This is a genomic window from Mesorhizobium sp. M4B.F.Ca.ET.203.01.1.1 (assembly GCF_004791025.1).
In the GTDB taxonomy this organism is placed as follows: Bacteria; Pseudomonadota; Alphaproteobacteria; order Rhizobiales; family Rhizobiaceae; genus Mesorhizobium; species Mesorhizobium abyssinicae.
This window is the reverse complement of sequence record NZ_SRUO01000004.1, coordinates 12914-31846: the sequence shown is the minus strand read 5'-3', so window position 1 is coordinate 31846 and position 18933 is coordinate 12914. Positions and strand designations below refer to the sequence as shown.

The window sequence follows — 18933 nt, the reverse complement described above, 5'->3', positions numbered from 1 at the left end:
ACCGAACAGTGCACGGCGGGTTCGTCCTGCGTCAGGACATGTGGATCGCGGTCGGTCCTGCGCTCACTTGCCCTCGAAGAAGGTGTGGATCGCGGCGTCCAATGTCTCGATGAGTTGGGCGTTGCGGGTGCTGCCGGCCCAGATCAATGCGTTGAGCCGCATGTCCTTGTTGAGGAAGTTCACTTTCCTGGATTCCAGCAGATACTCGGCGACCTCGTAGTGGCGTCCCTTGATGGCCTCGATGAGCGCGCTGTTTCGCCCCGTCTTGTCGGCCAGATTGACGTCCGCGCCATGCCCCACGAGCAGCTTGACGACATCGAGATGCCCGTTCCTTGCCGCCTCGATCAGCGCCGTCCTGCCATAGTAGTCGGCGCGGGCATTGATATCGATCCGAGGATGTCCCGCCAGCGCCAGGATGCAGTCGTAGTGACCCTTGGCTGCGGCCAGGCTGAGCGGCGTGCTCTTCCACTTGTTCCGGGAATTGACGTCGATTTCCGGCTGCGCGATCAAGGCTTCGAGCACTGCGAGGCGGGCATTGTGGGCGGCAAGGTGCAGCGCCGACCAGCCGCCTTCGTCGCTCTGGTTGATGTCCGCACCGGCGGAAAGCTCCGCGCGCACGGCCTCCGCGTCGCCTTTTTCCGCCGCGACCAGCAGGGTGGACCAACTCCTGGCGTCTTCGGCTTCCAAGCTTGCGGTCACTGCAATGTCTCCCGGACCATGGGATCGTGCCGACATTCATCGGATGCGGCGTCTCTTGCGGAGCCTTTCACACTCGCAGGCGTCCGGCAAATGGATTTCGCGCCACCGGTCGGCGGTTCCGTGAAGAATGGAACCGCCGACTGTCTTTTGATGCTTACGCCATTTGCAGCCGCTGCCGGCTCGGTTGCGGCGGGAAGGCAATCGCGATGCCTGCGGCGCCCAGCCCGACCAGCGCCGAGCCGATGAACAGCCAGGAATAGCTGGCATAGGCGTCATAGATCATGCCGCCGGCCAGAGGCCCGAACGCCATGCCGAGGCTGGACAGCATGGTGGCGGCGCCGAACACGGTGCCGATGATGCGCGGCCCGAAATATTCGCGCGCCAGCACCGCGTAGAGAGGCATGACGCCGCCATAGGTGGCGCCGAAGATGACGGCCAGCACATAGAACTGTTCGAGCCGGCTGACCGCGAGATAGGCCGAGATCACCGCGGCCTGGATGAGGAGCCCGGTGATCAGCACCGGCTTGACGCCGAGCCGGTCGCCGAGCACGCCGTAGAGCAGGCGCCCGCCGAGGCCGGCGAGGCCCTCGACGCTGTAGATCGAGACGGCGGCCATCGGCGCCACGCCGCAGGCCATGGCATAGCTCACCATGTGGAAGATGGGGCCGGAATGCGCCGCGCAGCAGGCGAAGAAGGTCATGCCGAGCACCAGGAATTGCGGCGAACGCAGCGCCTGGCCGACGCTCATGCCGGGATCGTCGGTGGCGGGTGCCGGCGCGCCATCGGTTGCCGCGACCGCCGCCGGCGGCTGTCGCACCAGAAAGGCGACGGGCAGCAGCAGCACCCAAGCCATGACACCGATGTCGAACATGGCCGCACGCCAGTCATAGGCGGTGATCAGCCAGCGCGCGAAGGGCGAGATGGTCATCGGCGCCACGCCCATGCCGGCCGATACCAGCGACACGGCGAGGCTGCGGTTGGTGTCGAACCAGGCGGTGGTGAGCGCGATCATCGGCGCGAAGAAGGCACTGGCCGCGAGCCCGACGAGGACGCCATAGGTGAGCTGGAAGACGGTGAGCGAGCCGGTGCGGCTGGCCAGCACCAGCGCCAGCCCCAGAAGCAGCGCACCGGCGAAGACGACGGGGCGGGCGCCGACGCGATCGTAGATGGCGCCCCAGGCGAAGCCGCCGAGACCCATCACCAGAAAATTCAGCGTCATTGCGCTCGATATGCCGGCGCGCGACCAGCCGGTGTCGAGCGACATCGGCTCGAGAAAGATCGCCAGCGAAAACATCGCGCCGATGGCGACGCAAGTCATCAGCGCGCCAGCCGCGACGATGACCCAACGATAGGAAAGCTTCATGTTCTTCTCCCATGCCGGAAGCTAGAGTTTGTCGACACGGCGCGCCTTTTTCGAGCTTCGTCACGCCGCTTGCGTCCGAAGGACGTTGGCACTGGCAGCAATCCGACAATCCGGTTGCATTTTTTAATCAGATTTTTGGCACGGGTGATTTTTGCTGCCGCCTGAAAAGCTGCGTTGCTTCACACCTCCTCCGCCCCATCGTCTTCTCTAGTGTCAGTAGCATGCAATACCCGACATTGACCGGAGGTTGGTCCCTTCTAGATGATTGACCAGTCAAAACAGGAGGCTCTCCATGGAACTCTATCGCGGCCGGCTCATCGACCACATCCAGCTTGTGGTGCGCGACCTGAAGGCCAGCCGGCGCTTCTACGGCGCGGCGTTCGACGTGCTGGGCATCCCGGTCGGCGGCGAGGCCGAGGATTACTTCTGGGCCGATGAACTATTCGTCTCCAGCGTTGACAGCCGCGCCGCCCAGGGCGTGCTCACCGGCCGCCATCATCTCGCCTTCCAGGCCAAGGACCGCGCCATGGTCGTCGCCTGGTACAAGGCGGGACTTGCGGCCGGCGGCGAGGACAACGGCGCGCCCGGCGAGCGCCCTTACCACCCCGGCTACTACGCTGCCTTCCTGCTCGACCCCGACGGCAACAACATCGAGGCGGTGTTCCATGGCGAGGCGAAGCGGAGTGCGGCGGCGGTGGAGATCAGCTTTTAGGGCACGGAGCTTCAGCCCGCGTCGCTCGCATCCAGCAGCCATTGCCGGACGGCTTGCGTCGGTTCGGGATGCCGCTGCCTGCGCGGCATGACGACGTGGAAATCCTGGGTGCCGCGCATGTCTCCCTGGACCGGCTGCGCCAGCCGTCCGGCGGCAAGGTCGGCGGCGACCAGGAAGCGGCTGGCAAGCGCGATGCCCTGGCCGGCGATCGCCGCGTCGATCGCCAGCGCCGTCTGGTTGAAGCGCATGCGCTTGACCTCCTTCGCCATCTTCAGGCCGAGCGCCTTTTCCATGAATTCCGGCCACAGATTGTGCCCGTCATGCAGCAGGACATGCTGCTGGATGTCCGCCGCGGCGATTTCGCCGGCGCCGGGCGGCAAAAGGGCAGGGCTGCAGACGGCGATGATTTGCTGCGGGAACAGGAGGTCGACGACGAGGCCTGGGCCGAAGGGAGGACGGCCCTGCCGCACCGCGATGTCGACGCCGTCGGCCTGGAAGCTCGACAGGCTTTCGGTGGCGAGGATGCGCAGGTCTACCAGCGGATTGTGCGCGACGAACTCCGGCAGCTTCGGGATCAGCCATTTGGTGGCGAAGCTCGGCGTCACGCTGATCGTCAGGCGCGCCGGTTCCGGCCGTAGCAGCACCGTCGCCTCCGAGATCAGCTCGAAGGCGCGGCGGATGTTGGGCACATAGGTGCGGCCCTCGTCGGTGAGCGCCAGGCCGCGCGGCAGCCGCTCGAACAGTTTCGCGCCGAGGCTGGCCTCCAGCCCTCGGATGTGCTGCGCCACCGCGCCCTGCGTCACGTTGAGCTCATGCGCGGCGAGGCGGAAGTTGAGATGCCGCGCCGACGCCTCGAAGGCGCGCAGCGCATTGAGCGGTGGCAAGCGCAGGAAGGCTTCGGGCATCGAGTAGTTTTTCTACAGTCCGATTTAAGGCTTTCTGGTTCGAACCAGCAGCGAAAGTCGAATATAACACGTTGTGATCAATGGTGGTACGGGCCGAAAACCAATCCGGAAAGGAAGATGCGATGAGTGTAGAAAAAGTGGCAGTCGTCGTTGCCGGCGGCAGCGGCATGGGCGCGGCGGCGGCAAAGCGCCTGGCCGCCGACGGCTTCAAGGTTGCGATCCTGTCGTCGTCCGGCAAGGGTGAGGCGCTGGCCAGCGAGCTCGGCGGTCTCGGCGTCACCGGATCCAACCAGTCGAATGAGGATCTGCAGCGTCTCGCCGACCTGACGCTCGAGCGCTTCGGCCGCATCGACGTTTTGGTCAACAGCGGCGGCCACGGGCCGCGCGCGCCGATCCTCGAGATCACCGACGAGCAGTGGCACACCGGCCTCGACGTCTACCTGATGAACGTCATCCGGCCGGTGCGCATCGTGACGCCCCACATGGTCAGGCAGAAGGCCGGGGCCATCATCAACATCTCGACGGCATGGGTGGTCGAGCCGAGCCCTATGTTCCCGACCTCGGCGGTGTTCAGGGCCGGCCTTGCCGCCTACACCAAGATCTTTGCCAACACCTATGCCGCCGACAATGTGCGCATGAACAACGTGCTGCCGGGCTGGATCGACAGCCTGCCCGCCACCGAGGAGCGGCGCGACAGCGTGCCGATGCAGCGCTACGGCACCAGCGACGAGATCGCAGCCACCATCGCCTTCCTCGCCTCCGATGGCGCCGGCTACATCACCGGCCAGAACATCCGCGTCGACGGCGGCATCATACGGGCGATCTGACGCCTGTCGGCCGCGGCCATGCGGCCGGCTTGCCGCCGTGCATTTGGCGGCAAGCCGCTCGCGGTCGGCGTCATTCCTTCACCGCCCCGGTCATCGAGGAAACGTAGTGCTCGACAAAGAACGAGTAGAGCACCACGACCGGCAGCGAGCCGATCAGCGCGCCCGCCATCAGCGCCCCCCATTCGTAGACGTCAGAGCGCACAAGCTCGGTCAGCACGCCGACCGGCACGGTCTTGTTCTCCGACGATTGGATGAACGTCAGGGCGTAGATGAACTCGTTCCATGACAGGGTGAATGCGAATATGCCGGCGGAAATCAGGCCCGGCACCGACAGCGGCAGCACGATCTTGGTGAGGATCTGCAGCCGGGTCGCTCCGTCTATGAGCGCGCATTCCTCCAACTCGAAGGGGATGGAGCGGAAATAGCCCATCAGCAGCCAGGTGCAGAACGGGATCAGGAACGTCGGGTAGGTGAGGATCAGCGCGAACGGCGTGTCGTAGAGCCCGAGGTTGAACACCATCACCGACAGCGGAATGAACAGGATCGAGGGCGGCACCAAATAGGCGAGGAAGACGGCGAGACCGACCTGCCGCGCTCCCGAAAACCTCAGCCGTTCGATCGCATAGGCTGCCAGCACCGCCGCCAGCAGCGACAGGAACGTGGCGGCGGTGGAGATGATGACCGTGTTGAGCAGCCAACCGGGATAGGACGTCTCGAAGAGAAGATAGCGGATGTGCTGCAACGTTGGATGCACGACCCAGAACGGATTGAAGTTGGCGTAATCGGTCATCTCGACATTGGGCTTAACCGCCGTGATCGTCATCCAGTAGAACGGAAACAGCAGCACGATGATGAACACCAGCAATGGCAGATAGACCGTCACCACGCGGCGCGGCAGGCTTTGCAGGTAGCCCATGCCGCCTTCATCGGTTTCCGGACGTTTCGGTCTCTTGATCGCGGCCATTTCAGTCTCCGCCGCCTTGCTGCCACTTGCGGCGTTGCAGGCCGAAATAGCTGAACAGGATCGCCGCCAGCAGGAAGGGGATCATGGCAACCGCGATAGCGGCGCCCTCGCCAAGCTGGCCACCTGAAATGCCGCGCTGGAAGGACAGCGTCGCCATCAGGTGGGTGGCGTTGACCGGTCCGCCGCGGGTCAACACATAGATCAGCTGGAAATCGGTGAAGGTGAACAGTACTGAAAAGGTCATGGTGATGGCAATGATCGGCGTCAGCAGCGGCAGTGTCACATGGCGGAACAATTGCCAGCGGCTGGCGCCGTCGAGCGTGGCGGCCTCGTAAAGCGATTGGGGGATCGTCTGCAGGCCGGCAAGCAGGGTGATGGCGACGAAAGGAATGCCGCGCCAGACATTGGCGGCGATGACCGAGGCGCGCGCGTTTGTCGGGTCGCCGAGGAAGTTGATGCGATGGTCGATCAGGCCCATCTGCTGCAGCGCCCAGGACAGGATCGAGAACTGCGAATCGTAGATCCACCAGAAGGCGATCGCCGACAGCACCGTCGGCACCACCCAGGGCAGCAGCACCACGGCGCGGAAGAACGATTTGAAGGGAAGGTTCTCGTTTAGGATGAGCGCCAGCCAGAGGCCGAGCATGAACTTCAGGATCGAAGCGCTGATCGTGTAGAGCAGGGTGTTGAAGACGGAGAGCCAGAAGACGCTGTCGCTCCAAAGGTATTGATAGTTCTCGATGCCGATGAAGATGCCGGGGCGGCCGATACGGGCATCGGTGAAGCCGAGCCAGACGCCCAGCCCGAGCGGATAGGTCAGAAACACCAACAGCAGCACCGCCGCCGGCAACATGAAGCCGAAGCCAAGCGCGTTGCGGCTTTCGCTCAGGCGCGACAGGATCGAAGAACGCTGCTCAACGGCAACGGACGGCACGGCCATGCGGTGGCTCCTCATCAGATATGATTGCGTGGCGGCCAGGGCGGCCGCCGCGCGGTTGCGCACCCTCACCGGGCAGCGCAGCTGCCCGGCCGGGCGATGATCAAACCCGGTAGTAGCGGTTGGCGCGCTTCTCCGCCTCTTCCATCGCCTCCTGCGGCGTGGCCTGGCCGGTCACCGCCTTGGCGAACATGTCGACCAGCACGTAGTCTGCCATGGTCGCGGCCGAGGCGTAGCCGAGCGGCCCGGCATAGCCGTTGGGACGCAGCGTCGCCGAGGCCTTCGCGTAGGCGGCGTTGTTCGGATCGGCCTTCCACACGGGATTGTTGTCGAAGGCTTTCAGCGTCTGGCAGCAGTAGCCCGCGGAGGAGGTGATCCAGTCCGACATCTGCGGATCCTCGAACATGAACTGCAGATAGGCTTTGGCTGCGTTGGGGTAGGGCGTGTAGTCGAAGATGACGGCCGTGGTCACCTGGAACAGCTCGACCGACTTTCCGACCGGGCCGATCGGCAGGTTGGTCGTGCGGATGTCCTTGGCGATTTCGTCCAGTTTGGGATCCTTGTCCTTGTTGATCTTGGCAGTGTTGTAGGCGGAAATGCCGTTGGCGATGACGCTCACTTCGCCGGCCAGGAAGGCACGATTGTTGTTGACGTCGAGCCAGCTCTCGGTCCCCGGAATGAAGGTCTTGTAGAGCTGCTGCGCGTAGTCGATCGCCTTCAGCGTCTCCGGGCTGTTGATCGCGACCTTGCCGCTCTCGTCGACCATCTGGCCACCATGGCTCCAGAGCAGCCAGTGCGCGTAGTTGTTGCCGTCGCCGACGCCGTGGCCGTGCGTGAAGCCGGCCGGATGTCCCTTCGCCTGTAGGGCCTTGCAAAGCTCGAGGAAGCCCGCCGTGTCCTTGGGAAATTCCGCGAATCCGGCCTCCTTCACCCAGCTTTCGCGGTAGACGATGGCATTGCCGATGGTGGCGAGCGGCAGACCGAGGAATTTGCCTTCCCGGGTCGCGTACTGCTTCGGTCCGTCATACCAGCCGCCATATTTCGAGCCCAGATACTCACCCAGCTCGGTCACGTCGTGCAGCTTGTCGGGGTATTGATGCGGGTCGTCGAACCAGACGAACATCAGGTCGGGACCGGAACCGACATTGGCGGCGACCGCCGCCTTGGGACGGATGTCTTCCCAGCTTTCCTTGTCGACGCGAACCTCGACGCCCGTCGCCTCGGTGAACCGCTTGGTGTTGGCCAGCCACTGGTCCTCATCGCCCTGCACGAAGGGCGACCAGCGCAGCAGCCTGAGCTTCGCGCCGTCCTCCGGCTTGTATTTCAGGCCTTCCTGGGCCAGGGCGGGAGAGCCGACGAACCGGCTTCCCAAGGCTCCCGCCGCCACGCCGGCGGTCGTGCGGATCACGTCACGTCTGGTGAATTTCATGGTGGTCTCCTCCTGTCAGTTTCCTCGCTCAGTCGTTCTTACGGCCTGGTGCCCATCTCGAACCGCTTTCCGGTTTCGCCGTGAAAGAGATGGATGAGGCCGGGCTCGGCCGAGAGCCGGATGGTTTCACCTGGCGTAAAGGAATGGCGCTCCCGGAAGTTCGCGACGATCTCCTCGCCGCCTTCTGTCCGGCCGATGAGCTGCACCTCCGAGCCGGTCGGCTCGACCACCGCGACAGTGACCGGAATCCCCGCCTCGGACAGCCTCAGGTGCTCGGGCCGTATTCCCAGCACCACCGGTTCGCCATTGCTGATCGACGGCGTCGCCGCCAAAGGCACGGAAATCTCGCCTGCGCCGCGAAAGGATGGCGAGCCATCGGTCGCAATCCCGCCCTTGAGCAGGTTCATGGCGGGCGAGCCGATGAAGGAGGCGACGAAGAGATTGTTTGGCCGGTCGTAGAGTTCCAGCGGTGGCCCGATCTGCTCGACGAGGCCGTCATGCATGACGACGATCTTGTCGGCCATGGTCATCGCCTCGATCTGGTCGTGTGTGACATAGACCGTCGTGGTCTTTAGCCGCTGGTGCAGCTCCTTGATCTCGGCACGCATCTGCACCCGGAGCTTGGCGTCGAGGTTTGAGAGCGGTTCGTCGAACAGGAAGACGGCCGGATTGCGCACGATCGCCCGGCCCATGGCGACGCGCTGGCGCTGGCCGCCTGAAAGCTGGCGCGGATAGCGCGACAGCAAGGGCACCAGCCCAAGGATCTCGGCCGCGCGCCGGACGCCGGCTTCGCTTTCTGCCTTGGAGACACCTTTTAGCATCAGCGAGAACGCCATGTTCTCGGCAACCGTCATATGTGGGTAGAGCGCGTAGTTCTGGAACACCATGGCGACGTCGCGCTCCTTTGGCGCGACGTTGTTGACGACACGCTCGCCGATCGCGATCTCGCCGCGCGAGATCTTTTCCAGGCCGGCGATCATCCTGAGAAGGGTGGATTTTCCGCAGCCGGATGGCCCCACCAGGGTGACGAATTCACCGTCCTCTATGTCCACGCTGACGCCGTGAAGGATCTCGACGCTTCCGAATGACTTGTAGACATCGGCAATCGCGACAGACGCCATCGAAATCCTCCCGGCTGGGTCCTGCGACGTCCGCAAGACTCCATGTTCTTTCTGACATGGTGCTGAAGCGGATCCCGTCAAAACGGCGGGAACCTCAATCCACCACACCAGCCGGCGACAGCTACCAAGGCTCCCCCCTTGGTCACGCGACTGGGCAAACGGTAGCGCTACCAACCCTGCGTGTAAAGCGGCGGTGGGAAGCAGATCTGCCTAAGCGCTCAGGGTAAATGAACGTAGATAGGCCTTAGACGGAGGTCCACGCATAGCTGTGCTATTCCAGCGTGTATCGATCTACTGGTAAGCTCGCCGGGGTTATATAAGCCAATGCTTGAATGGCGCCGCATTCCTCGAATCACGAATCTACCAATTTTCTCGCCAGGGTGGAGATCGTCATCGCAAATGTTCGGATGTCCTTGCCCGAGCTGGGCTCATTCCCCATTCACAAACGCCAGCACCAGCCTCTGCAGATTGCCGCCCGACCCGAATTCGACGCGGTCGAAGTCGCGGCTGGCCTGGCGCTGCGTCTGCGAGAGTTCGGCCAGGCGCTGGGTGAGCTCGGTCCTGATCTTCTTGCAGCCGGGGTCGTGGGCGACGGTCAGTCCGACGCTGAGCGCTTCGATCTTTTGCACCATGTCGATGATCTGACCGCCATGCACCTTCTCATGCGCGGCGAGGCCTGCGGCGAAGCCGTCCCAGCGCTTCTGCAAGCCCGCCGGCAGCGGACCGGTCGGCTTCGGCAGCGTGTAGGTGATGATGAGCTTTGGCCGCGCCGATTTTAGCACGCAGGCGCCGCCCCCGGCCTTGTCGTCGTAGTCGCGCTGCCAGGTCAGCTTGAAATTGGTATGCGCGATGACGCGCTTCTTGCTCTCGCCAATGAGCGGGCCGTTTTCACCGACCGAAGCATAGAGCTCGGGCGCGGTCTGGCCGGAGATGGCGTAGGTCTCGACCTTTTCCACCGGCTTCCAGTCGCCGGCCCGCGCCGGTGCGGAGGGCAGCATGGCCGCGAGCAAAAGCAAAAGGATGGCTGGTTTCATGCGCCCCCGCGGACTTGGAGCCCGAGTCGGCGGGCGATCGCCTTCCATCATGCCCGTTGCGTGGCGGACTGGCTATGCCGGCGTGTTGTCCCAGCCGGCCCGTTCGAGACCGATCCGCAACCGTTCACAATCCTCGGCGCACTCCAAGCGCAGGTCTGCAAGGATTTCCGCCATGGTCAGGCCCGAATCCAGCGCGCGGCCTTCCCTGACGCAAGCCCTGGCTTTCTCGGTGTCGCCGTCGAGCGCGTGGCAAGCCGCCAGCCGCGCCCATTGCCAGACACTTTTGCGCGGCAGGGAGGAAAAGGAGGTTGCGGCCTCGCGGTAGCGTCCAGCAACGAACAAGGCTACGCCGCGGTCGAAATAATACCAGCTCGGATGCATCGGGTTGAGCTGAATGGCCTGGTCGAGCAGAGCCAGCCCGGCTTCGCCATCGCCGCGCAGCGCCTTGAAGTAGCCGGTCTGTGCGAGCGTGTCGGCATCGTAGGGGTTGAGGTCCAGCGCACGGGCAAGATGCTTTTCGGCGGCGTCGTACTCGTCGCAACCCCGGTAGAGCAGGGTAAGCGCCAGGATCCTGTGGCATCGCCCCTCGTCGGGGCTGAGCGCGATAGCATGCAGCGCCCGGTCGCGCGCCTGGTCGAGCACGGCGCGCGGCGCGCCGGAATAGCCTCCTATGATCAAATCGGCGAGCGCCAGGTAGGCATGCGCAAGGCCCGAATTCGGGTCCCGTTCGAGCGCCATGAGGAGATGCCTGCGCGCCTCCTCGTTCACGCCTTCGCCATAGCTGCGCAGCAGGGCCATGCCGCGCAGCAGGTGGAGATAGGCCTCGACATTTGACGCGGATGCGGGCTGGCTGCGGCGCATGACGGCGCTTTCAATATTGGCGACCAGCGCCATCGCGATCCGTTGTGCGACCGTTTTCTGGAAGGCGAAGATCTCGCCTTTGGCGAATGTGAAATTCTGTATCCAGACGCGACGTCCGGATATCGTCTCGGTGAGCACGACGCGAGCGCTGTAGCCATCCCCGGCGGATTCCACGCTGCCTTCCGCGATGTAGTCGGCGCCAAGCCGCAAGGCGGTCGCGTTGATATCCTCCGTCCAATGCTCAGCCAGCACGAAGGCCGAATGGCGAGCCAGCACCGCGACGGTCTTGAAGCACGACAGCGCGTTGGTGATTTCCTCGACCGCGCCGTCGAACAACACCCTGCCGGTGGTGTCGCCGGCCTCGACGCTGAACGGCAGGATGGCGACCATCGGTTCGGCCGCGCGTCCGGCTTGGGGCGCCATCTGCCCAGGCTGATCGTTGGCCCGGGTTTCCGCGACCTGGAACAGATAGCCGCGCCGGGGAACGGTACGGATCAGCGCCTGCGCTTCGTCGCCGATCGATTTGCGCGCGTCGCGAATGCACTGGGTGAGCGAATCCTCGGTGGCGATGATGCCTGGCCAGACAGCCTGCAACAATTCGTCCTTGCCCAGCACCCGGCCGGAATTGCGTATCAGGAACGCAAGAAGGTCGAAGGTCTTCGGCCGCACCGGCACGATCTCGCCGTCACGCCTGAGCGTGCCCAGTTCAAGATCGATAACCGCATTGCCGAACTGTTGCGACAAGCCCTTGCCCCATCGCCGCGCCCATTCGCGCGGCGACTATCGGAGAGGCAGAATGCCGGCAAGGTCAAGCCCGAAAGAAGCTCCCCGGAAAAACACTGTGCGGCAGGACGTGGCGAATTCGAGGCCATAGGCCCGGCCGTTTGGCGGACGGGGCTGGCGTCTCGCAAGGCGCCTGCCGTTCGAAATAGGCCAGCATCTCATTGGCTTCCCCACAGATGAGCCCGGCGACGCCCATCGACAGGATGCGCTGCGTTTCCTCCTGCGCCAGCATCGAGGACCAAAGCGCTCTTTCAGCCTTCTCACGCATGATCGATCTCCAGGGTCAGTGGTTCGCAGTCGCTAGGCCTGTATTGCTTCAACATTGCCCCAACGCGCGCTCGCCGTCCTGAACGGCTGCTGATATTTTGCTGAAATCGGCTTTCAGCGCCGCGGCCTGCGATCCCGGCTTTTCGTTGCTATTCGCTCGCCAGCGTGTCGAAGCGGGGACAGTGCGGGCGGGCGCCGACGGAGACGATCTCATAGCCGGCGGCGATCAATTGCAGCTTCATCTCATCGAAATGCCGCTTCGAGCCGCTGACGATCGCCTCCGGCGCGTAGTCCCAGCCATTGCGGGCGGCATTGGCCAGTATGTCGGCATAAAGCCGCATGCTGGCAATCTTGACGTCCGATTCCAGCATTTGCCTGCACCCGCTTGCGAATGACTGCGACGGGGAAGAAAAACCCACGATTGCGCATGCCAGTCCGATCGAAACACCTCGCATGAAAACCTCCCATGGTTACAGCCTGTTGCTGCAAGGAAGCTTGCACCTCCTGTGCCCGCGAGGGGATCGGCCAGATGCGGTGTTTTAGGTCCTGCATTTGTAGTATTTTGCCACGGCAGGCGTTGATGGCGCGTGCGCCCGCGGGCAAGGGATCTGCATGAACCACAACGCGACAGCGGCCACGTCTTCACCGTCCTCGCCGGCTCTATCCGAGCGCGAGCGCGCCGTGGCGGAAAAATTCGCGGCCGGGCTGACCTATCGCCAGATCGGCGAGGCGCTGTTCATCGCGCCGTCGACCGTGCGCACCCATCTTGCCGCGATCTACGAGAAGCTCGGCGTGCGCAACAAGGTGGCGCTTGCCGCGCACCTCAATGGCATTGCCAGCTTGCCGCCGGACAAGCCGTCGGCCTTGCCCGGCGCTTCGCCGGTGCTGGCGATATTCCCGATCGAGTGCCTGAGCGACGAAGAGCGCTGGCGCCGCTTCGCCAACGGCCTGTCGTCGGACATCACCGTCGACCTTGCGCGCTATGCGGACCTGCCGGTCATTGCCTTCCACACCATGAAATCGCTGGGCAGCAAGCCGGCCGATTTCGTGGCCGACGGCAAGGCGCTGGGCGCCGCCTATATCTTGTCGGGCCAACTGCGCGCCGACGACACCCGCATTCGGCTGACCATCGAGCTCGCCGATGCGAGGAACGGCGTCAGCCTTTGGAGCGAGCGCTACGACCGTCCGGTCGAGGACATCTTCGCGCTGCAGGACAGCCTGACCGAAAGCGTCATCAATGTGCTCGCCGGCTGTTTCGGAGCGATCGCCACGATCGGGCGCAACGCGGTTCGCCGCAAGCCGCCGGCCAGCCTGCGCGCCTATGATCTCTATCTGCTTGGCGTCGAGCAGCACAACACCTTCAGCCGCGCCGGCAATGCGGAAGCGATCCGGCTGTTTTCACGTGCGCTGGAACTCGACCCGACGCTGGTCAGGGCCTGGACCGAGCTCGCCTACGCCTATTCGATCGAAGCCGGCAACTGCTTTGGCCGCGATCCGCAGGCATCGATCGAGAAATGGCGCGCGGCGGTCGAAAATGCGATCCGGCTCGATCCCTTCGACAGCAGCGCCTGCAACTGCTTCGGCGATCTCATGGGATGCCTCGGCGACCTCGATGCCGCGGAGCGTGCCTACAAAAGGGCCTTCGAATGCGGCCCCAACCATGCCGACACGCTGGCGCTGCTTGCCGGCAGCAAGGCGCTGGTCGCAGGCGATCCGGCCGAGGCGATCCCGCTCATCGAGCGCGCCATGCGCCTCAATCCGCTCGCTCCGCCCTGGTATTTCGGCATGCACGGCCGCGTCCTGTTCTGCGCCGGCCGGCACCGGGAAGCCATCGCGGCCTTGCGCCGAACCACGCCGGACTCGCCCAATGTGCTGATGTTCCTGGCGCTCTCCCATGCGGCTTCGGGCGACAGCACCGAGGCGGCCGGATTCGTGGCGCGGCTCGCGGCCGAGTTCCCCGACTTTTCCGTCGAGGGTTTCATCTCGGGCTATCCCGTGACCAACCCGGGCGCCGTCAACGCCATTCGCGACGCGGCGAAGCTGGCGGGGCTGGGCTGAGGGGGAGAAGGGAAGCGCCGCACCCCACTTGTCCAGCCTGCACCTCCCGGCATAGCCTGCCATGACCTGGGAGGGGAGGAAACCGCTTGGATACCAATGTCGTGATCGTCGGCGCCGGGCCGGCCGGGCTTGCCGTCGGCGCTTGCCTGCGCCGGGCGGGGGTGGATTTCCTTATGCTTGAAAAGGCCTCGGAGGTGGCGCCGGCCTGGCGGCGGCACTACCGGCGGCTGCATCTGCATACGGTGAAGTCCTTCTCCTCGCTGCCCTTCGTGCCGTTCCCCAGCGACCATCCGCGCTATGTGCCGCGCGAGAAGGTGGTGGCCTATCTCGACGCCTATGCCGAACGTTTCGAGCTCAGGCCGCGCTTCGGCGTGACGGTCGACAGCATCCGCCGCGACAAGGACGGTTTCCGCGTCGAGACGGGATCCGACGCGCTGACGGCGCGCCATGTCGTCGTCGCCAGCGGCAACAATGCCGAGCCCATCGTCCCCAGCTTTCCCGGGATCGAGACCTTCAAGGGCAAGGTGCTGCACAGCGCCGACTATACCGAGGCGGCCCCTTTTTTCGGCAGGACGGTGCTGGTCATCGGCATGGGCAACACCGGCGCCGAGATCGCGCTCGACCTTGCCGAGAGTGGCGCCCACCCGACGCTCTCGGTGCGCAAGGGCGTGCACATCGTGCCGCGCCAGCTGTTCGGCGTGCCGATCCAGATGGTGGGCATCGCCACCCGGCCGATGCCGCAGGGCCTCAACGACCGCATGTTCCCAATCATCCTCGACCTGGCGCTGGGCAAGCTCGAGAAATACGGCATCGTCAGGCCGAAGGAAGGCATCCTGAAGCAGATCGACGCCGGCCGCATTCCGGTCATCGATGTCGGCACCGTGGCGGCGATCAAGGCCGGCCGGATCAAGGTGGCACCCGACGTCAAGCACTTCGGCGAGCGCGGCGCCACCTTCGTCGACGGCGGGCAGGAGGAATTCGACGCCGTCATCCTCGCCACCGGCTACCGCCCGGCCTACGACAACTTCCTGCCGGCGGAGCTCAGGCCGCAGAAGAGCGGCGTCAATGCCCGCTCCTCGGAACTCGGCCTCTACCTCGTCGGCTTCCACAATCCCGTCACCGGCCTGCTGCGCGAAATCGGCCTGGAAGCTATGGCCGTGGCCGCCGATATCGAGAAGCGGGGATGAGGGCGGCTTCCGACGACGAGGGGACAAACGACACTCATGCCGACCAGAGGATGGGACATGCTGCCTCAGATGCAGGAGCTCTTTGAGTTCTTCGGTCCGCACGTAGACATCGCCGGCGGCCGTTCAGAGCCGCTTCGGGGCCTAGCATAGATCGGGTGGACCATACCCCTGCGCTATGCGAAGCCGGTCCCGATTGCACGAAAGGACCACCATGCTCACGCTCTACGATTATCTGCCGTCGCAGAATGGCTGGAAGGTGAGGGTTCTGCTCGGCTTGCTCGGCATCGCCTACGAAACCCGCGTCGTCTCGATTTTCGAGGGCGAGAGCCACACGGAGGCTTTCCTCAAGCTCAACCCGGCCGGCGCCGTGCCGGTGCTCGCCGTTGAGAACGGGCAGGCGATCGCCGAGTCCAACGCGATCCTCGTCTGCGTCGCGGAGGGCACATCCTATCTGCCGGCAGACCGGCTTCTCCGCGCCAAGGTGATGCAATGGCTGTTCTTCGAGCAGTACTATGTCGAGCCGGTGATTGGCTCGCTGCGCTACTGGATCCTGACCGGGCGGCTCGAGCGCAACCAGGCGATGGTTTCGGGCAAGCGCGAAGCCGGCGCCCGTACGCTGGCGGCGCTGGAGCGCAGCCTCGTCGACGGAGCGTTCCTTGTCGGTGACACTCTCACCATTGCCGACATCGCCGTCTATGCCTACAGCCACCGCGCCGAGGATTGCGGCTTTAAGCTCGCGGACTATCCGTTCGTGACGGCGTGGATCGGCCGGGTGCGGGACGCGATCGGTCCCGACTATCCCGTCCATCCTTACAGCATCGATCCACATTCCGGCGCCTGACGCCCGCTCGCCGAGGATCGCGTTTCGAATCCGCGCCAAACCCGGCTCTGCCATTGCCTATCCGATTTCGCGCCCCAGATTCCGTCGCCAGGGCCGGGCCCTTCGGCGCCGGGCCGGCGCGGAGGTGACAATGACACGCGACGACATCATTTCAGTGCTGGGTCCGGTGGACGAGGCCGTCCTCGCCGACATCGCGCTGACCGGCGCCAGCCTTGGAGAACTGCGCGAGGCCTTCGCCTGGATCGGCGCCGACGAGGCGCTGGTCAATGAGGGTCGCCATTTGCCGGGCGCGCGGGTGGCGCGGCTGATCGAGATCCTCGAGCCGCCGGAGGAGGACGACGGGCCGCGGGCGCCGGCGGCGGGGTTTGAGTAGGGGCTGTCCCGCCGGCATCTCCGGTTTAGCTCACCCGCCCCGGCACGCCGCCTCGTAATCCGCCAGCACCGCATCGACCGCCGCGAGCAGGATGGCTTCGGGATCGCTCGCCGGCCCCAGGCCCGCCGGCAGCGTCGGCAGGAACTGCCGCATCAGCGTTTCTGGGATGTCGACGCCGGTAAGCACCTCGCGCAGGCGGCCGACGGCGACGCTGGCCGCGGGATTGCTCCAATAGTAGCGGATGCGATCGCTGTAGCTGTAGTGACGCTGCAGATAGAGGCTGGTCTCGCCGCCATGATAATGGCTGCGCCAATGGCCGGGCGCCGCCAGCATCACCCGCTCCATCGTGCGGGCAAGCGAGCGGTCGCCATAGCCGGGGACCATTTCAGCGGCGATCAGGTCGAGCCCGTAGAGCGCCTCGCGCAAGGCGAAGGTCAGGCCCGGGCCGACCTTGAGGATCGGAAAGCCGTTGGCGACCAGCGCCGCCAGTGCCGCGCGGCTCTGGTAGTCGGTGGAGTGCGCCTCGTAGACGAGCGACGGCTGTTCATCGAGCAGTGCGGTCAGCGCTTTCGATGCTTCCGGCTTGTAGGCGATGACGTTCTCGCTGCCGAACTCGACGCCCGGCTGCACGACCAAAGCGATGACGCGGCCGAACGCTTCACCGAGGCCTTCGCGCGCAAAAATCTCGCGATGGATTTCGATCGTGCGCCGCGCTGCCGCCGCTTCGGTTGGCTTCAGGTCGCTGAGCGCGTGATCGGCGCCGCCGGGGACGGGAACCTCGGTGCCGATGATGTAGAGCGGCAGCGCGCCGCCCTTGGCCCGAGCAGCCTTCTCTGCTGCCTTGGCGAGCCGGGCAGCCCGCGCCGCGATGGTCTCGTCGTCGAGGGCGGCGGGCTCGCCGGCGCAGCCCATCGAGGCGTCGAGATGGATCTTGCTGAAGCCGGCCCAGACATAGGCCGTGACCATGGCTTCGGCCTTGGCCATCGCCTGCGCCGCCGGCTCGGAGCGCCAGGGGTTCGGCCCGAGATGGTCGCCGCCGAAGATGATGCGCGAGGGCTGGAGCCCCTCGCGGCTGGCGATCTCCTGGACGAAGGCGACGAACAGGTCGGGCGTCATCCCGGTATAGCCGCCGAACTGGTTGACCTGGTTGCAGGTCGCCTCGATCAGCAGCATCGAATCCGTGTCGGCGACGGCGCGCCGGATCGCCGACTGGATCACCAGCGGATGCGCCGAGCAGATCGAGGTGATGCCGTAGGGCGATCCTCCCCGGCGCGCGGTGGCGAGGCCTGTCAGCGGATTGGTCATCATGTCGCTCGCGCCGTCCCGGCGATGAAGTCGTCAAGCACGTCGAAGCCGGCCAGGCCTTCCATCGGCCCGCGCCGCGTCACGTTGCGGGCGCCCGCGGCATTGGCATAGAACAGCGCCTTGGCCGGCTCCATCCCCTTGCGCCGGCAGGTGAGGTAGGTGGCGCCGAAACAGTCGCCGGCCCCGGTCGGGTCGACTTCCTCGACCAGGAAGCCGGCGCAGTCGATCCGGCTGCCGTCGGCGCCGAAACGGGTTGAGCCGGCGGCGCCGCGCTTCAGCACGATCTCGCCGACGCCTCTGGCGATCAGCGCCGCCACGGCCTCTTTCTCGTCGTTGACGCCGGCCGCGGCAAGCAGCTCGTCGCCGGAAGGCAGCAGAAGATCGGCGTCGTCGACAAGGGCGGAAAGCAGCGCCCCGTCGGCCCCGTCGATCAGCTCCTTGCGCACATTCGGGTCGAAGGAGGTCGAGCCGCCGCGGCCGCGCACCGCCTTCGCGGCATAGGCGACGATCTCCTTCAGCCCCGCTACCGACAGCGTCGAGCCCATCACGTGCAGATGGCCGGCATCGTCCGCCAGTCGTCGCGCCTCCGGTGTGAGGCGGATCTGCCCGGCGGCGGATTCGGCGATGTTGTAGACGAAGTCCCTGCCGCCGTCCGGCCTGTAGCGGACGAAGGCGCTTCCGGTCGGGAAGCGGTCGCTGACCGACACGGCCGAAATGTCGACGCCGTCACGCTTCAGCCGTTCCAGATTGATGGTGCCGAAATCGTCGCGGCCGACGCAGGCGACGATGCCGGCGCCGCCGCCGAGCTTCGCCACCTGGTCGATGAAGATAGCCGGCGCGCCGCTCGGATAGGGACCCATCAGCGCCAGCGGCTCGAGGAAGCCGAGGCCCTGCTCGGTCGCCATGATCTCGACCAGGATCTCGCCGGCGACAATTGTCGGCCCCGCGGCTTCGGCGGCGATCTCGCTTCGGCGGCTCATTCCTGCAATTTCCTTCTCTCCCTCAGCCTTGCCGGGCGCTGACCACGCCGCGCCCCGGCTGCACGATAGCGCCAGGCTGTAGCCGGGGTAAATCGCGGCGAAGGCGAAGTCAACAGAAACTACACGCATGTTCATTTATTTTAATGCGCGCGAAGCCTTATGTGTAACGCATTTCGATGAAAATTTTACCGTCAGGCGAGGGCGGGGCGTCGAAAATCAACGCGCAAGCGGCTTGACTCAAAAATTCCTGTGGCGCAATAGAATATATACGCATGTTCACTTACACA

General features: G+C 65.0%; 19 protein-coding genes. 6 read left to right on the top strand and 13 right to left on the bottom strand.

Annotated elements, in window-relative coordinates:
• Nucleotides 1-63 precede the first annotated feature (63 nt).
• Nucleotides 64-699 carry an ankyrin repeat domain-containing protein gene (locus tag EN846_RS09865; RefSeq protein WP_127311002.1) on the bottom strand — a complete coding sequence of 212 codons (636 nt, stop codon included), beginning with the start codon at nucleotides 697-699 and terminating at the stop codon, nucleotides 64-66.
• A gap of 154 nt (nucleotides 700-853) precedes the next feature.
• Nucleotides 854-2062, bottom strand: a complete 1209-nt coding sequence (locus EN846_RS09860; protein WP_127286122.1) for an MFS transporter — start codon at nucleotides 2060-2062, stop codon at nucleotides 854-856.
• Between the two features lie 292 nt (nucleotides 2063-2354).
• On the opposite strand from EN846_RS09860, the gene EN846_RS09855 reads away from it, so the two are divergent.
• Nucleotides 2355-2774: a VOC family protein gene (locus tag EN846_RS09855; RefSeq protein ID WP_127311003.1), complete on the top strand. Its 420-nt coding sequence runs from the start codon at nucleotides 2355-2357 to the stop codon at nucleotides 2772-2774.
• 11 nt (nucleotides 2775-2785) lie between these two features.
• Here EN846_RS09855 and EN846_RS09850 read toward each other — a convergent pair whose 3' ends face one another.
• Nucleotides 2786-3679: a LysR substrate-binding domain-containing protein gene (locus EN846_RS09850; RefSeq protein ID WP_128346505.1), complete on the bottom strand. Its 894-nt coding sequence runs from the start codon at nucleotides 3677-3679 to the stop codon at nucleotides 2786-2788.
• Nucleotides 3680-3801: 122 nt separating this feature from the next.
• Here EN846_RS09850 and EN846_RS09845 point away from each other — a divergent pair, with 122 nt between their 5' ends.
• Nucleotides 3802-4506 (top strand): SDR family oxidoreductase, encoded by a 705-nt coding sequence (locus EN846_RS09845; RefSeq protein WP_127394110.1) that lies wholly within the window; start codon nucleotides 3802-3804, stop codon nucleotides 4504-4506.
• Between the two features lie 70 nt (nucleotides 4507-4576).
• Here the strand turns inward: EN846_RS09845 and EN846_RS09840 are convergent, their stop codons facing one another.
• The 8 genes from EN846_RS09840 to EN846_RS09805 all read right to left on the bottom strand — a co-directional run bounded on the left by EN846_RS09840 (nucleotide 4577) and on the right by EN846_RS09805 (nucleotide 12273).
• On the bottom strand, nucleotides 4577-5470 hold the full coding sequence (locus tag EN846_RS09840) for a carbohydrate ABC transporter permease (RefSeq protein WP_127285796.1): 894 nt from the start codon (nucleotides 5468-5470) through the stop codon (nucleotides 4577-4579).
• Nucleotide 5471: 1 nt separating this feature from the next.
• Nucleotides 5472-6410 carry a sugar ABC transporter permease gene (locus tag EN846_RS09835; RefSeq protein ID WP_128275417.1) on the bottom strand — a complete coding sequence of 313 codons (939 nt, stop codon included), beginning with the start codon at nucleotides 6408-6410 and terminating at the stop codon, nucleotides 5472-5474.
• A 100-nt stretch (nucleotides 6411-6510) separates the two neighbouring features.
• Entirely contained in the window at nucleotides 6511-7836 is a 1326-nt protein-coding gene (locus EN846_RS09830; RefSeq protein WP_127285798.1) for an ABC transporter substrate-binding protein, read from the bottom strand.
• A 38-nt stretch (nucleotides 7837-7874) separates the two neighbouring features.
• Nucleotides 7875-8957 (bottom strand): sn-glycerol-3-phosphate ABC transporter ATP-binding protein UgpC, encoded by a 1083-nt coding sequence (gene ugpC / locus EN846_RS09825; protein ID WP_127285799.1) that lies wholly within the window; start codon nucleotides 8955-8957, stop codon nucleotides 7875-7877.
• A gap of 428 nt (nucleotides 8958-9385) precedes the next feature.
• A complete protein-coding gene (locus EN846_RS09820) occupies nucleotides 9386-9991 on the bottom strand; it encodes a DUF922 domain-containing protein (protein ID WP_127392367.1) in 606 nt (201 codons plus the stop codon).
• Between the two features lie 72 nt (nucleotides 9992-10063).
• Nucleotides 10064-11596, bottom strand: a complete 1533-nt coding sequence (locus EN846_RS09815) for a winged helix-turn-helix domain-containing protein (RefSeq protein ID WP_127392368.1) — start codon at nucleotides 11594-11596, stop codon at nucleotides 10064-10066.
• Nucleotides 11597-11660: 64 nt separating this feature from the next.
• The gene (locus tag EN846_RS09810) at nucleotides 11661-11903 is read right to left on the bottom strand and encodes a hypothetical protein (protein WP_127285802.1); all 243 of its coding nucleotides are present in this window, start codon (nucleotides 11901-11903) and stop codon (nucleotides 11661-11663) included.
• A 148-nt stretch (nucleotides 11904-12051) separates the two neighbouring features.
• The gene (locus tag EN846_RS09805) at nucleotides 12052-12273 is read right to left on the bottom strand and encodes a hypothetical protein (RefSeq protein ID WP_127392369.1); all 222 of its coding nucleotides are present in this window, start codon (nucleotides 12271-12273) and stop codon (nucleotides 12052-12054) included.
• A gap of 241 nt (nucleotides 12274-12514) precedes the next feature.
• On the opposite strand from EN846_RS09805, the gene EN846_RS09800 reads away from it, so the two are divergent.
• From EN846_RS09800 to EN846_RS09785, 4 genes are all read left to right on the top strand, one after another.
• Nucleotides 12515-13960: a LuxR C-terminal-related transcriptional regulator gene (locus EN846_RS09800; protein ID WP_127392370.1), complete on the top strand. Its 1446-nt coding sequence runs from the start codon at nucleotides 12515-12517 to the stop codon at nucleotides 13958-13960.
• 86 nt (nucleotides 13961-14046) lie between these two features.
• Nucleotides 14047-15147, top strand: a complete 1101-nt coding sequence (locus EN846_RS09795; RefSeq protein ID WP_127287142.1) for an NAD(P)/FAD-dependent oxidoreductase — start codon at nucleotides 14047-14049, stop codon at nucleotides 15145-15147.
• A gap of 211 nt (nucleotides 15148-15358) precedes the next feature.
• Entirely contained in the window at nucleotides 15359-15988 is a 630-nt protein-coding gene (locus tag EN846_RS09790) for a glutathione S-transferase family protein (RefSeq protein ID WP_127287141.1), read from the top strand.
• A gap of 130 nt (nucleotides 15989-16118) precedes the next feature.
• Nucleotides 16119-16361 (top strand): hypothetical protein, encoded by a 243-nt coding sequence (locus EN846_RS09785; RefSeq protein ID WP_127310050.1) that lies wholly within the window; start codon nucleotides 16119-16121, stop codon nucleotides 16359-16361.
• A gap of 30 nt (nucleotides 16362-16391) precedes the next feature.
• Here the strand turns inward: EN846_RS09785 and EN846_RS09780 are convergent, their stop codons facing one another.
• A complete protein-coding gene (locus EN846_RS09780; protein ID WP_127392373.1) occupies nucleotides 16392-17666 on the bottom strand; it encodes a D-tagatose-bisphosphate aldolase, class II, non-catalytic subunit in 1275 nt (424 codons plus the stop codon).
• Nucleotides 17666-18646, bottom strand: a complete 981-nt coding sequence (locus tag EN846_RS09775; RefSeq protein WP_128346699.1) for a sugar kinase — start codon at nucleotides 18644-18646, stop codon at nucleotides 17666-17668. The genes EN846_RS09780 and EN846_RS09775 overlap by 1 nt, the downstream gene beginning before the upstream one ends.
• Nucleotides 18647-18933: the final 287 nt, after the last annotated feature.